The sequence below is a fragment of the Bradyrhizobium sp. P3_C3 genome, assembly GCF_056402655.1.
Genome location: NZ_JBFUGY010000023.1, coordinates 44,359 through 58,497 on the forward strand (window position 1 = coordinate 44,359; position 14,139 = coordinate 58,497).

The 14,139-nt window shown below is 64.9% G+C and carries 13 protein-coding genes; 9 read left to right on the forward strand and 4 right to left on the reverse strand.

Annotated elements, in window-relative coordinates; all coding sequences use genetic code 11:
• Positions 1-77: 77 nt before the first annotated feature.
• Together AC1DW2_RS24730 and AC1DW2_RS24735 are read left to right on the forward strand one after the other, a co-directional pair.
• A complete protein-coding gene (locus tag AC1DW2_RS24730) occupies positions 78-854 on the forward strand; it encodes a DUF1223 domain-containing protein (protein ID WP_063985992.1) in 777 nt (258 codons plus the stop codon).
• Positions 855-1,467: 613 nt separating this feature from the next.
• Positions 1,468-1,839, forward strand: a complete 372-nt coding sequence (locus AC1DW2_RS24735; protein WP_063980407.1) for a DUF2794 domain-containing protein — start codon at positions 1,468-1,470, stop codon at positions 1,837-1,839.
• Positions 1,840-1,988: 149 nt separating this feature from the next.
• Here the strand turns inward: AC1DW2_RS24735 and AC1DW2_RS24740 are convergent, their stop codons facing one another.
• The 4 genes from AC1DW2_RS24740 to AC1DW2_RS24755 form a co-directional block, all read right to left on the reverse strand.
• Positions 1,989-2,516: an N-acetyltransferase family protein gene (locus tag AC1DW2_RS24740; protein WP_477007320.1), complete on the reverse strand. Its 528-nt coding sequence runs from the start codon at positions 2,514-2,516 to the stop codon at positions 1,989-1,991.
• Positions 2,517-2,818: 302 nt separating this feature from the next.
• Positions 2,819-3,610 carry a Bax inhibitor-1/YccA family protein gene (locus tag AC1DW2_RS24745; RefSeq protein WP_014490629.1) on the reverse strand — a complete coding sequence of 264 codons (792 nt, stop codon included), beginning with the start codon at positions 3,608-3,610 and terminating at the stop codon, positions 2,819-2,821.
• Between the two features lie 270 nt (positions 3,611-3,880).
• Complete coding sequence (locus tag AC1DW2_RS24750) at positions 3,881-6,451, reverse strand: ABC transporter permease (protein ID WP_477007321.1); 2,571 nt, start codon at positions 6,449-6,451, stop codon at positions 3,881-3,883.
• The gene (locus AC1DW2_RS24755) at positions 6,448-7,170 is read right to left on the reverse strand and encodes an ABC transporter ATP-binding protein (RefSeq protein WP_071908649.1); all 723 of its coding nucleotides are present in this window, start codon (positions 7,168-7,170) and stop codon (positions 6,448-6,450) included. The genes AC1DW2_RS24750 and AC1DW2_RS24755 overlap by 4 nt, the downstream gene beginning before the upstream one ends.
• Positions 7,171-7,225: 55 nt before the next feature.
• On the opposite strand from AC1DW2_RS24755, the gene AC1DW2_RS24760 reads away from it, so the two are divergent.
• The 7 genes from AC1DW2_RS24760 to sucD all read left to right on the forward strand — a co-directional run bounded on the left by AC1DW2_RS24760 (position 7,226) and on the right by sucD (position 14,034).
• Complete coding sequence (locus AC1DW2_RS24760; protein ID WP_208083924.1) at positions 7,226-7,861, forward strand: arylesterase; 636 nt, start codon at positions 7,226-7,228, stop codon at positions 7,859-7,861.
• Positions 7,862-8,035: 174 nt separating this feature from the next.
• Complete coding sequence (gene thpR, locus AC1DW2_RS24765; protein ID WP_063985994.1) at positions 8,036-8,572, forward strand: RNA 2',3'-cyclic phosphodiesterase; 537 nt, start codon at positions 8,036-8,038, stop codon at positions 8,570-8,572.
• Positions 8,573-8,812: 240 nt separating this feature from the next.
• A complete protein-coding gene (gene zapE, locus AC1DW2_RS24770; protein WP_477007322.1) occupies positions 8,813-9,997 on the forward strand; it encodes a cell division protein ZapE in 1,185 nt (394 codons plus the stop codon).
• 264 nt (positions 9,998-10,261) lie between these two features.
• Complete coding sequence (gene mdh / locus AC1DW2_RS24775) at positions 10,262-11,230, forward strand: malate dehydrogenase (RefSeq protein ID WP_063980412.1); 969 nt, start codon at positions 10,262-10,264, stop codon at positions 11,228-11,230.
• Positions 11,231-11,435: 205 nt separating this feature from the next.
• Complete coding sequence (gene sucC, locus AC1DW2_RS24780) at positions 11,436-12,632, forward strand: ADP-forming succinate--CoA ligase subunit beta (protein ID WP_477007323.1); 1,197 nt, start codon at positions 11,436-11,438, stop codon at positions 12,630-12,632.
• Positions 12,633-12,636: 4 nt separating this feature from the next.
• Positions 12,637-13,116, forward strand: coding sequence for a DUF1579 family protein (locus tag AC1DW2_RS24785; protein ID WP_071908646.1), 480 nt, complete (start codon positions 12,637-12,639; stop codon positions 13,114-13,116).
• Between the two features lie 33 nt (positions 13,117-13,149).
• A complete protein-coding gene (sucD, locus tag AC1DW2_RS24790; RefSeq protein ID WP_025575976.1) occupies positions 13,150-14,034 on the forward strand; it encodes a succinate--CoA ligase subunit alpha in 885 nt (294 codons plus the stop codon).
• Positions 14,035-14,139: the final 105 nt, after the last annotated feature.

Genomic DNA, 14,139 nt, shown 5'->3' on the forward strand with positions numbered 1-14,139 from the left:
TGTACGATGCCCGTAAGACTACGGTGACCATCAGGCGATAGGATCTTCCCCCACGCGTGCGAGGTGTGACGTTCAAAATGACTGCAATGATGGCTTCTAATCTGGTTTCGCGCTGGTCCGGTGCACTCTGGTCGGGAGCACTTGGTATCTGCGCCATCGTCGCCGTCATCCGTCCCGCCGAGGCTGATCCTCGCGCCGTAGTCGAGCTCTTCACATCGCAAGGCTGCTCCTCCTGCCCGCCCGCCGACCAGGTCATCGGCGATCTCTCCAACGACCCGTCGATCATCGCGCTGAGCATGCCGATCGACTATTGGGATTATCTCGGCTGGAAGGACACGCTTGCGGATTCGCGCTTCTCGGCGCGGCAGCGCGCCTATTCGCGCATGCGCGGCGACCGCGAGGTCTATACGCCGCAAGTCGTGGTCAACGGTTCGACGCATGTCATCGGCAGCGATCGCGCCGGCATCGAGAGCGCGATCGGCAAGACCGACAACGGCACAGGCGTAATGAGCGTGCCGGTGACGATGTCGCTTGCAGGCAAGCAGATCAACGTCTCGGTGGCGGCGAGCAAGGAGTCGGCGGTCTCGCATGGTGAGGTCTGGATCTGCTCGATCACGAAATCGGTGCCGATCGCAATCAGCCGTGGCGAAAACCGCGGGCAGCAGATCACCTATCACAACGTCGTGCGCAACCTGCTCAAGGTCGGCGACTGGAACGGGCGTCCAGAAAGCTGGACGGTGCCGTTGGAAAATCTCACGCGCGATGGCGTCGACGGCGCTGTGGTCTATGTCCAGGACGGCAGCCGTGAGAAGCCGGGTGCGATGCTCGGCGCGGCGTACACGTCGCTGCACTAGATCCGATCTCTCTCGCCAACGTCGCACTCGCTCTCACGCCTCATGGTGAGGAGCGCGCCCTCGCGCGCGAGGCGGACGATGCTACGCATCGCCGCGAGAACCATGCAGGCGCGGCTGATGCAGCGCGGCCTTCCATCCTGCGAGACGCCGCTTCGCGGCTCCCCAGGATGAGGGGAGAGAGTTGTCGTCGCGTTAATCAGAGGGAAGTTGGTCGTGCCGGAAACATCTCGGCACAAACCAAAAAGGACCAACTTGCGTTGGCCCTCCTTGTCGCGCGTACAGACCCGATCCTGACGGCCCCGGGGGGCTGGGGGCTGAGGAATCCGGAACCGAAAGGACCGGGTCAACGCACACAGGTCTTTTCGCAATGCAGGGCGGCAGGCGCTTGGCGGAAAAGCGGCGATATCAAGATTCCTTCTAACGATCCCGTGACGGTTTGCCGCGACAGAATTCCACTCCTGCGTGTGCTCCGATTCGCACCCGATTCAATCAGTTGAGTGAAGAGCCCCTTGCGGCGGGGAACAGTTGGCGCGATCATGCAATTGTCATGATCCGCGGTTCCGGGGACGGTCCTTCGCGGATGCGATCATACCGCGAGATGAGGAGGCGCTCGATGAGTCTGACGCCGGAGGATGCCGATCCGAGCGAGCAGCGCGCAGTGGCGCGCCCCACCGCTGCGAATGCCCAACCCAACCGGGTGACATTCAACCGGCTGGAACTGAACCGCATCCTCAACCTGTACGGCCGCATGGTCGCCGACGGCGAGTGGCGCGACTATGCCATCGACTTCCTGAAGGACCGTGCGGTGTTCTCGGTCTTCCGCCGCGCCTCGGAGGTGCCGATCTATCGGATCGAGAAGGACCCGCGGCTGGCGCGCAAGCAGGGCATGTACAGCGTGATCTCGGCGACCGGCCTGATCCTGCGCCGCGGCCACGAGCTCGAGCGCGTGCTGCTGGTGATCGATCGCAAGCTGGCGGTGGTTTAGCCTTACGGACGGTGCCGTAGGGTGGGCAAAGGCGCACCGCGCCGTGACCCACCATCTTTCCTCAATCGCCGGGCATGGTGGGCACGCTTCCGCCTTCGCTCTCCGAGCTAGGGCGGACAAGTCGCTTTGCCCGCCCTACGAGACCGAGGCTATTTCGGCACCGTGCTCGCGCCCTCGCCCAGATCCCGCTGCATCATCACCGTGTCGAGCCAGCGGCCGAATTTCAGGCCAACATTGGGATGCGTGCCGATCATCTTGAAACCGCCGCGCGTGTGCACGCCGATCGAACCGGCATTGGCGGAATCGCCGATCACCGCGATCATCTGGCGGAAGCCGCGCGCCTCGCATTCGACGATCAGCCGGTCCAGCAGCAACGAGCCGATGCCGCGGCGGTGGAACGTGGGATCGAGATAGATCGAGTTCTCGACCGTGAAGCGGTAGGCCGGCCGCGGCCGGTAGGCGCCGGCATAGGCATAGCCGGCGACGCTACGATCGAGGATGGCGACGAAATAGGGATAGCCGCCGTCGATCAGCGCGCGGTAGCGGCGCGTCATCTCGGCCAGATCCGGCGGCGCCAGCTCGAATGTCGCGGTGCCCTCGCGGACGGCCTGCTTGTAGATGGCGGTGATGGCGGGAAGGTCGGCCTCAATGGCGGGCCTGATCTCAGGTGCGGACATGGCGGCGAGATTAGAGCCTTCCCGCGGTCACTGGAAGGGGCAACGGCGCTTCCCCATGCTCCGTCATTGCCAGCGCAGCAGCCCTCCAACCTTCTCCGCTGTCATACCCCGCGCAGGCGGGGCATCCAGTACTCCGAGACAGCGCGGCTAGAACCGAGCCGCCGCGGCGTACCGGATCGCTCGCCCCAGTGCGCAATTGCGCACAAGGCGGGCGATGACGGCGGGGGGCGTCGCGCATCCCGGCCCAAACAAAAACCCCGGCCTCTCGGCCGGGGTTCGTATCCGTTCCCTCGTCGAAGCGCTTAGTCGCGCTGGCCGAGGAGCTGCAGGAGCAGCGTGAACAGGTTGATGAAGTTCAGGTACAGCGACAGCGCGCCGGTGATGGCCGCACGCTCTGCGATGTCACCGCCGGCCGAGGCGTAGCCGTAGATGTAGTCGTTCTTCAGCCGCTGGGTGTCCCAGGCGGTGAGGCCGGCGAACACCAGCACGCCGACCACGGACACGATGAACTGCAGCATCGTGCTCGCCAGGAACAGGTTGACCAGGCTCGCGATGATGATGCCGATCAGGCCCATGAACAGGAACGAGCCCATCCCGGTCAGATCACGCTTGGTGGTGTAGCCGTAGAGGCTCAGTGCGCCAAACGTGGCCGCGGTGATAAAGAACACCCGCACGATCGAGGTGTGCGTGAACACCAGGAAGATCGAGGACAGCGAGATGCCCATCAGCGCCGCGAACACCCAGAACAGGATCTGCGCGGTCGAGGGGGCGAGACGGTTGATGCCCGCCGAGATTACGAACACCATCGCGAGCGGCGCGAGCATGAACAGCCACTTCAGGGGGCTGACGAACATCGCGTAGCCGAACGGCGTCAGGAACAGCTTGCCGACGCGGACGGCTTCTGGGGTCGGAACGTCGGTCACGGCGGCCATATAGACGCCGAGCGCGGCCAGGCCGGTGATGGCGAGGCCGATGCTCATGTAATTGTAGATGCGCAGCATATAGGCGCGCAGGCCGGCATCGACCGTCGCGGCGTCAACACGCCCGGCGGCCCTGCCGAAAGGAGAAGCGTAGTTACGGTCTAGGTCCGACATGGTCGAATTCCCGTTGGTTAGCCCGGTCCGGCATGAGGGTCGCCATGCCGCCGGTTCGTCAAATTCTATCTCGGATACCGATCTGTGCCGACTAAATTCTGGCTCATAATCGGGGGTCCGAACCCATTGGATATGTGGGAAACTAACACATTCGCTGCAACCGTCCACGCGCGGCTGAATGTCGCCCTCGCCCGCAATCCTGGCGAGCAGACGTGGTTAATCGCTGGAATCGTGCGATTCCGACATCGCGGGGTCGCCCGCTACCATTTGTCACAAATTCCGCAACACCGTGGCGGGCTTTTTGTTCAATGCCAGCAGCGTCCCGGCGAGCCCAAGTCCGACCGTGACGACCAGGGCCGCCGCGACCACGCCGGCCGCGCTGCCGGCCTGCCAGACGAAACTCAGCGTCATCAGCCGCGTCACGATCATCCAGGCCGCGACGCTGCCGGCGATCACGCCGAACACCGCGGTGGCAAGTCCGATCAGCAGGTATTCGAGGGCATAGGCGCCGAGCAGCCGCAGCCGGGTCGCGCCGAGGGTCTTGAGGATCACCGCATCATAGACCCGGTGGCGGTGGCCGGCGGCGAGCGCGCCGCCCAGCACCAGGATCGCCGAGATCAGGGTCACGGCGCTGGCGCCGCGGATCGCGAGCGCCAGATTGGTCACGACCGCGCCGACCGTCTCCATCACCTCGCGCACGCGCACGCTCGTCACCATCGGATAGGTGTCGGCGACTTGCCTGATGATCTTGCCGTCGCCGGCCGCAGTGCCGCCGGCCTCGGTGAGCGTCGCGATATGGGTGTGCGGCGCGCCCTTGAAGGCGTTCGGCGAGAACACCAGCACGAAATTGATGCCCATGCCCTGCCAGTCGATGGTGCGCAGATTGCCGATTTTGGCCGGGATGTCGCGGCCGAGCACGTTGACCACGATCTCGTCGCCGAGCTTGAGGCCGAGCCCGTCGGCGATCTTCTTCTCCATCGAGACCAGCAGGGGGCCGGAATAGTCGGCGCTCCACCATTCGCCCTCGACCACCTTGGAACCCTTCGGCAGCTCGGCGGTATAGGTCAGGCCGCGGTCGCTTTGCAGCACCCATTCGGAATCGGTGGTGGGCTTGAGGTCCTCGGCACGCACGCCGCGCGCAGCAACGATGCGGCCGCGCAGCATCGGCACGTCCTCGACCTTTGCGCCCGGCGCGATCCGGCGCAGATAGCCGTCGAACTGCTCGGCCTGCGTGCTCGGGATGTCGATGAAGAAGAACGACGGCGCGTGCTCGGGGAGGGCCGCAAGGAACTGCCGGCGCAGATTGCCGTCGATCTGGGTGATGGTGACGAGCACGGCGAGCCCGAGCCCGAGCGACAGCACGACGGATGGCGTCAGCGCGCCCGGCCGGTGGATGTTGGCGATCGCCAGCCGCAGCATCGGCAGGCGCGTGCGCGGCAGCCGGCGCGCGATCGTCATCAGCAGGGCGGCGATGCCGCGGAGCAGGGCGAACACGACGACGGAGGAGGCCACGAACACCGCGGCGATGCGCTTGTCGAAGGACAATCCGATCACGACCGCGATCAGCAGCGCGATCACGACGGCCATGAACACGACATAGCTCCAGCGCGGCCGGTGCCATTCGGAGCTGATGGTGTCGCGGAACAGCGCGGCGACTGGCACGTCGTGCACGCGCCCGAGCGGCCACAGGCCGAAGGCAAGCGCCGTGAGCAGGCCATAGACGAAGGACAGCGCGAGTTCGTCGGCATGCACGGCCGGCACCACCGGCAGCGGCAGCAGCTTTCCGAACAGGCCGACGATGGCGAACGGCATGGCGGCGCCGAGCGCGAGGCCGATCACCGAGCCAATTCCCGCCAGCAGGAGGACCTGCGCCAGATAGATGCCGAACACGTCGCGGCCGGTGGCGCCGACCGCCTTGAAGGCCGCGATGACCTCGAGCCGGCGGTCGATATGGCTCTTGACGGCATTGGCGACGCCGACGCCGCCGACCAGGAGCGCGGCGAGGCCGACCAGCGTCAAGAATTGCGTGAAGCGGTTGATGTTGCGCTCGAGCTGCGGCGAGGCATTGGAGCGGCTGCGGATCTCCCAGCCGGCCTGCGGCGCAGCGTTGCGCGCGTCCGCGATGAAGGTGTCGGTGGCGCGCTCGCTGTTGCCGGTGTCAGGCAGCTTCACCCGGTAGACCCAGCGCACCAGGCTGCCGGGCTGGATCAGGCCGGTGGCGCGCAGGCCCGCCTCGCTGATCAGGAAGCGCGGCCCGAAACCGATGCCGCCGGCGAGCTTGTCGGGCTCGGCTTCGACGGTGCTGCGGATCTGGAACGTTGCGCTCCCGATGGTGACGCGGTCGCCGGTCTTCAGCGACAGCCGCGCCAGCAGCGTCGGATCGGCGGCGGCACCGAACGCGCCGTCGCGCTCCGCGAGCAGGTCGGACATCGGCAGCGGCGGCGCCAGCGTCAGCTGACCCAGCATCGGATAGGTGTCGTCGACCGCCTTCATCTCGACCAGCGCGAGCTGGCCGTCGGCGGAGCGCGCCATCCCGCGCAAGGTCGCTGCGGTGGAGACGGTGCCGCGCGAGCGCAGGAAGGAGACTTCCTCGGGCTTCGCCTCGCGCTGGAACAGCACGAAGGAGACGTCGCCGCCGAGCAGCGTGCGGCCCTCGCGCGCGAGACCGTCGCTCAGGCTCGCCGAGACCGAGCCGACGCCGGCGATGGCCATCACGCCGAGCGCGATGCAGGCGATGAAAACATAGAAGCCGCGCAGGCCCCCGCGCAATTCGCGCAGCGCGTAGCGCAGCGACAGCGCGACGCCGTTGGGTTTTGGGAACGGTTCGGCCGCGATGCTCATGCCGGCGCAGACTGGGTGTCGATGCGGCCGGAGCGCAGCCGGATCACGCGATCGCAGCGCTGCGCGAGCGAGGAATCGTGCGTGACCAGCACCAGCGTCATGCCGCGCTCGGCGTGTTTGTTGAACAGAAGATCGACGATCTGTTTTCCGGTGGCCTCGTCGAGATTGCCGGTCGGCTCGTCCGCGACGAGGATGGCGGGATCGGGCGCCAGCGCGCGGGCGAGCGCGACGCGCTGTTGCTCGCCGCCGGACAGCTGCGTCGGATAGTGATGCAGGCGATCGCCGAGCCCGACCGATTGCAGCTCCTGCGCCGCGCGTCTTGCAGCGTCAGGGTTGCCGGCGAGTTCGAGCGGCACGGCGACGTTCTCGAGCGCCGTCATGGTCGGGATCAGATGGAAGGACTGGAAGACGATGCCGACCTGGCGGCCGCGGAAGCGGGCCAGCGCGTCCTCGTCGAGGGCATTGAAAGGCGTGCCTGACACCACCACCTCTCCGCTATCAGGACGCTCCAGCCCCGCCATCACCATCAGCAGCGTGGATTTGCCCGAGCCTGACGGGCCGATCAGGCCGATCGTCTCGCCCGAGGCGACCCGCAGGCTGATATCCTTGAGGATGTGAACGCGTGCCGCGCCCGTACCCAATGAAAGATTGACGTTGGAGATGGCGATGGTGTCCGGCGCGGTGCCGGCGAGCGAAGAGGTTTCGATGCGACTATCCATGGTCCGGTCATATGGCAACTCCGCACACGCGGTCGAGAGGCGTTACGGATTCTTCATGCACATAGCCGTGTTGATGATCGCTTTGATGACGGTGGTGGATCCGGCGTGGGCCGAAGCGGCAAAGCCGGTCAAGCTTGTCGTTCTCGGCGATTCCCTGAGCGCCGGCCTCGGCCTCCCGGCCCAGGACGCATTCCCCACAAAGCTTCAAAAAGCCTTGCAGGCCAAAGGCATAGCAGTCGACATGACCAATGCCGGCGTGTCCGGCGACACCTCGTCCGGCGGCCGTGACCGGCTCGACTGGTCGGTCCCGGACGGAACCGACGGCGTGATCGTCGAGCTCGGTGCCAACGACGCGCTGCGCGGCATCGATCCCGATTTGACGCGTACCGCGTTGACCGACATTGTCCAGCGATTGAAGACACGCAAGATCGCGGTGATGCTGTGCGGCATGCTGGCGCCGCCGAATTACGGCGCGGAATACGCCGCGCGCTTCAATTCGATTTATCCGGATCTTGCGAAAAAATTCGACGTGCCGCTCTATCCGTTCTTCCTCGACGGCGTCGCGGCCGACGCCAAGCTCAACCAGGCCGACGGCATTCATCCGACCGCGGCCGGCGTCGACATCATCGTTAACAACATCATGCCCAGCGTGGAGGCATTTTTGCGCAACATAAGCGAGCAGCGCCGCTGAAAAGCGGGCAGCGCTAACCGTAATTCCCAGGGTTTTACCGGGGTGAGGCGCGCGATGCTTCGCAGAGTCACACAACTGCGATAGGAATCAGGGTACCGGTGATTCGTCGCCGGCTCTACAATTTGGATATGATCCTTCCCAGGGATCATGCCCAAGCATCGGGAGTGCGAAACGATGCCGCGTTTGTTCACAGGTCTGGAAATTCCGGCCGAGATCGGCCAGACGCTTTCCAATTTGCGGGGCGGCCTTCCCGGCGCCCGCTGGATCGATCCCGAAAATTATCACGTTACCCTGCGCTTCATCGGCGATATCGACGGCATGTCCGCCAACGAGATCGCATCGATGCTGTTTCGCGTTGATCGCAAGCCCTTCGAGGTGAAGGTGCAGGGGCTCATGAGCTTCGGCGGCCGCAAGCCGCGCGCGGTGGTCGCAACCATCGCGCCGAGCAAGCCGCTGATGGAATTGCAGGCCGAGCTCGAACGCATGATGCAGCGGATCGGCCTCGACCCTGAGGGGCGCAAGTTCACCCCGCATGTCACGCTGGCCCGGCTGCACGACGCGTCCGACCGCGACGTCGCCGACTATCTCTCGCTGCGCGGTTACTTCCCGAGCAAAGCGTTCATGGCCGAACGTTTTGTCTTGTTCTCGTCACGCGCATCGACCGGCGGCGGCCCCTATGTGGTCGAGGACGCCTACGAGCTGTGTGAGTGAGCTAGCTCTCGTGCCCCAGACGCGGCGCAGCGCCATCAGCGCGTTTACGCGCGCCTTCGACACGCTACGGCGGTGCGCTGCTGGGCCGGGGCCCATCGCTCCACGATGGATGTACGAAATAGTGGGTCCCCGCTCTGCGCAGCGTCACTGCTTCCCGTAGCGCGTCCGGGACGCGGAACGCATACCCCGCCCACCAATTCACGGCTTGCAATTTCCGCGCATCTCTGGCGGTAAAGAGCTATGCTCTCCACTCCCAGTTCCTCATTCCGCGAGGCATACCAGGCCCAGATCGCGTCCGGCGCGATCGAGCCCGATGCTGCGCAGGCCGACATCGCCGAAGCCTATGCGGCGCTCGATCAGCGGCTCGCGAATTACAAGCCGCAGCGCAAGCAGGGCCTGCTCAGTCGTTTGTTCAGCGGCGACAAGGACGAGGCGCCGCGCGGGCTCTACGTCCATGGCGAGGTCGGCCGCGGCAAGACCATGCTGATGGATCTGTTCTTCCAGCACAGTACCGTCGAGCACAAGCGCCGCGCGCATTTCCACGAGTTCATGGCGGAAGCGCATGAGCGCATCTACGATTATCGCCAGGGCATCTCGCGCGGCGAGATCGCCGATGGCGACGTCATCACGCTGACCGCGAACGCGATCTTCGAGGAAAGCTGGCTGCTTTGCTTCGACGAATTCCACGTCACCGACATCGCGGACGCGATGATCCTCGGCCGCCTGTTCGCAAAGCTGTTCGAGCTCGGCACCGTGGTGGTCGCGACCTCCAACGTCGCGCCCGACGATCTCTACAAGGGCGGCCTGAACCGTTCGCTGTTCCTGCCCTTCATCAAGCAGATCACCGACCACATGGACGTGCTGCGGCTCGATGCGCGCACGGATTTCCGCCTGGAAAAGCTTCAGGGCGTGCCGATGTGGCTGACGCCGGCCGACGGCGACGCGGACGCAGCCCTCGGCCGCGCCTGGTCGAAGATGACCGGCGGCGCCAAATGCAAGTCGCGCGATATTTCGTTCAAGGGCCGCATCCTGCACGTGCCGTGCTCGGCCCATGGCGTGGCGCGGTTCGGATTTGCGGATCTCTGTGAAAAACCGCTCGGCGCGTCCGACTACCTCCGGCTCGCGCACGACTACCACACCATCCTGGTCGACCATATTCCAGTGATGGATTTTTCCCAGCGCAACGCCGCCAAGCGTTTCATCACGCTGATCGATACGCTCTATGACAATGCCGTGAAGCTGATGGCCTCGGCCGATGCCAATCCGATCTCGCTCTACCTCGCCCACGAGGGCAACGAGGCCATGGAGTTCAAGCGGACGGCGTCGCGCCTGATCGAGATGAGCTCGGAATCCTATCTGGCGCTGCCTCACGGCCGCAAGGATTCTACCGCCAGCGGCTCCACCAAGGGCCTGGTGGAGACTTAAGTCCTATTTGCCAGCGCTGTCATTCCGGGGCGTCGCGAAGCGACGAGCCCGGAATCCATACTCCCGCTGGTGGTTATGGATTCTCAGATGCGCAATTGCGCATCGTAGCTCGCGACTTTCGTCGCGCCCCGGAATGACAGGGATGCGCTTCAATGTTCGCCAAGCCCGACAATTGGGCATCCACCGACTTGAACGGGGGGAGCGAAAGGGATAACCACCCGTCTCAGTTTTCCCCTCCTTAACGTGTCTAAAGGACAGGTTCACATGGCGCGCGACAAGATTGCTTTGATTGGCTCCGGTCAGATCGGCGGAACGTTGGCTCATCTCATCGGCCTGAAAGAACTGGGCGACGTAGTGATGTTCGACATCGCCGAGGGCGTGCCGCAGGGCAAGGCGCTCGACATCGCCCAGTCCTCGCCGGTCGACGGTTTCGACGCGCACTACACCGGCGCCAATTCTTACGAAGCCCTCGACAACGCAAAGGTCTGCATCGTCACCGCCGGCGTGCCGCGCAAGCCCGGCATGAGCCGCGACGATCTCCTCTCCATCAACCTCAAGGTCATGGAGCAGGTCGGCGCCGGTATCAAGAAATACGCCCCCGACGCCTTCGTCATCTGCATCACCAACCCGCTCGACGCGATGGTGTGGGCGCTGCAGAAGGCTTCGGGCCTGCCGCACAAGAAGGTCGTCGGCATGGCCGGCGTGCTGGATTCCTCGCGCTTCCGCTACTTCCTGGCCGACGAGTTCAACGTCTCGGTCGAGGACGTCACCGCCTTCGTGCTCGGCGGTCACGGCGACACCATGGTGCCGCTGGTGAAGTACTCCACCGTCGCCGGCATTCCGCTGCCCGACCTCGTCAAGATGGGCTGGACCTCGCAGGCGCGTCTCGACGAGATCGTCGACCGCACCCGCAACGGCGGCGCCGAGATCGTCAATCTGCTCAAGACCGGCTCGGCCTTCTACGCGCCCGCCGCGTCCGCGATCGCGATGGCCGAGAGCTATCTGCGTGACAAGAAGCGCGTGCTGGCCAGCGCCGCCTACCTCAACGGCGAATACGGCGTGAAGGACATGTATGTCGGCGTGCCCGTCGTGATCGGCGCCAAGGGTGTCGAGCGCGTCGTCGAGATCGAGCTCACCGGCAAGGACCGCGAGGCGTTCGACAAGTCGGTCGGCGCCGTACAGGGCCTGGTCGATGCCTGCAAGAAGATCGCACCCGATCTTCTCGGCCGCTAAGCGAGAGCAATCCCCGCCGAAGATCGAAAAACCGGTCTTCGGCGGTTTCATTTCCGGGCCCCGCGTCGGGCGGGTTCCGGGTCCGCAGTCCAGAGATCTCGATGTCAAAGAATCCGGGTTGCAGTTCCTGTGGTATATGGTATGCCAGCCACAAGACTGAGGTGGGCCCTAGAGGTCACCGCCCGCGGGTTCAGGGAGCGACCATATGAATATCCATGAATATCAGGCCAAAGCGCTGCTGAACGAGTTCGGCGTCGCGATCTCAAAGGGCGTCCCCGTCCTGAAGCCCGCGGACGCGGAAGCCGCCGCCAAGGTCCTCCCGGGCCCGGTCTGGGTGGTGAAGAGCCAGATCCACGCTGGTGGCCGCGGCAAGGGCAAGTTCAAGGAAGCCTCGGCCGGCGACAAGGGCGGCGTCCGCATCGCCAAGTCGGCCGCTGAGGTCACCGAATTCGCCAAGCAGATGCTGGGCGCCACCCTCGTGACGATCCAGACCGGCCCCGCCGGCAAGCAGGTCAACCGCCTCTACATCGAGGACGGCTCGGACATCGACAAGGAATTCTATCTCTCGCTCCTGGTCGACCGCGAAACCTCGCGCGTCTCGTTCGTCGTCTCGACCGAAGGCGGCGTCAACATCGAGGACGTCGCGCACAACACCCCTGAGAAGATCGTCACCTTCTCGGTCGATCCCGCGACCGGCATCATGGGCCATCACGGCCGCACCGTCGCCAACGCGCTGAAACTCTCCGGTGATCTCGCCAAGCAGGCCGAGAAGCTCACCGCGCAGCTCTACACCGCCTTCGTCGCCAAGGACATGTCGATGCTGGAGATCAACCCGCTGGTCGTGACCAAGCAGGGCCAGCTCCGCGTGCTTGACGCCAAGGTGTCGTTCGACGACAACGCGCTGTTCCGTCATCCCGAGGTGCTCGCGCTGCGCGACGAGACCGAGGAAGACGCCAAGGAAATCGAGGCGTCCAAGTACGACCTCAACTACGTCACCCTCGACGGCAATATCGGCTGCATGGTCAACGGCGCCGGCCTCGCCATGGCGACGATGGACATCATCAAGCTCTACGGCATGGCGCCGGCGAACTTCCTCGACGTCGGCGGCAGCGCCAGCAAGGAAAAGGTCGCGGCCGCCTTCAAGATCATCACCGCCGATCCCAACGTGAAGGGCATCCTGGTCAACATCTTCGGTGGGATCATGAAGTGCGACGTGATCGCCGAGGGCGTCACGGCCGCCGTGCGCGAGGTAGGCCTCAGCGTGCCGCTGGTGGTCCGCCTCGAAGGCACCAATGTCGAGCTCGGCAAGAAGATCATCCGTGAATCCGGCCTGAACGTGGTGCCGGCCGACAATCTCGACGACGCCGCGCAGAAGATCGTGAAGGCCGTCAAGGGAGGCTGAGGCCATGACCCAGGACCATCTCGCCGCATCATCTCCGCTTGCAGAGCACACGCGCCTCGCCGCGTTCGCCGGCGAATGGAATGGCGAAGAGGTGGTCTTCCCGTCGCGCTGGACGGAGGGCGGGCCGGCCACCTCTCACGTGGTGGCGCGCATGGATCTCAACGGGTTCTATCTGATCCAGGACTCGGCCCAGATGCGCGACGGCAAGCAGGTCTTCGCCACCCACGGCCTCTTCACCTACGATCGTGAGGACCGGACCTACAAATTGTTCTGGTACGACTCGCTCGGCTACACGCCGCCCTCGCCCGCCTCCGGCGGCTGGGTCGGCAAGACCCTGACGCTGGTGCGCGGCTCGCTCCGCGGCAATGCGCGCCACGTCTACGAAATCATCGACGACAATTCCTACTCGTTGAAGATCCAGTTCTCGCCGGACGCGGAAGGCTGGGCCGACGTGCTCACCGGCATCTACCGCCGCATCCACTGACCTCTCACTCGTTAGTTCGCGAAAGCAGACCTCATGTCCATCCTGATCGACAAGAACACCAAGGTCATCTGCCAGGGCTTCACCGGCAAGAACGGCACCTTCCACTCGGAGGCCGCGCTTGCCTACGGCACCAAGATGGTCGGCGGCACCTCGCCGGGCAAAGGCGGCGCCACCCATCTGGGCCTGCCGGTGTTCGACACGGTGCGCGAGGCGCGCGAGAAGACCGGTGCCGATGCGTCGGTGATCTACGTGCCGCCGCCGGGCGCGGCCGATGCGATCTGCGAAGCCATCGACGCGGAGATCCCGCTGATCGTCTGCATCACCGAAGGCATTCCTGTTATCGACATGGTCCGCGTGAAGCGCTCGCTGGCCGGTTCCAAGTCGCGCCTGATCGGGCCGAACTGCCCGGGCGTCATGACTGCCGGCGAGTGCAAGATCGGCATCATGCCCGCCAACATCTTCAAGACCGGCAGCGTCGGCATCGTCTCCCGCTCCGGCACGCTGACCTATGAAGCCGTGTTCCAGACCTCGCAGGAAGGCCTCGGCCAGACCACCGCGGTCGGCATCGGCGGCGACCCGGTCAAGGGCACCGAGTTCATCGACGTGCTGGAAATGCTGCTCGCCGACCCCAAGACCGAATCGATCATCATGATCGGCGAGATCGGCGGTTCCGCCGAGGAGGACGCCGCCCAGTTCCTCAAGGACGAGGCCAAGCGCGGCCGCAAGAAGCCGATGGTCGGTTTCATTGCCGGTGTCACCGCGCCTCCCGGCCGCCGCATGGGCCATGCCGGTGCGATCATCTCAGGCGGCAAGGGCGACGCCGGTTCCAAGACCGACGCGATGAAATCGGCTGGGATTACAGTGTCTCCGTCTCCCGCCCGCCTCGGCCACACGCTTGCCGAAAAGTTGAAAGGCTAATTCACTTCTTCGTACTTTTCCGGGCGAAGTTTCGTAGCAAATAGGATAAATGGTGCCTGTCGCGCTGGGCCTCTGCCGGGGAGCTCAGCGCCAGCGCCGTTTGTT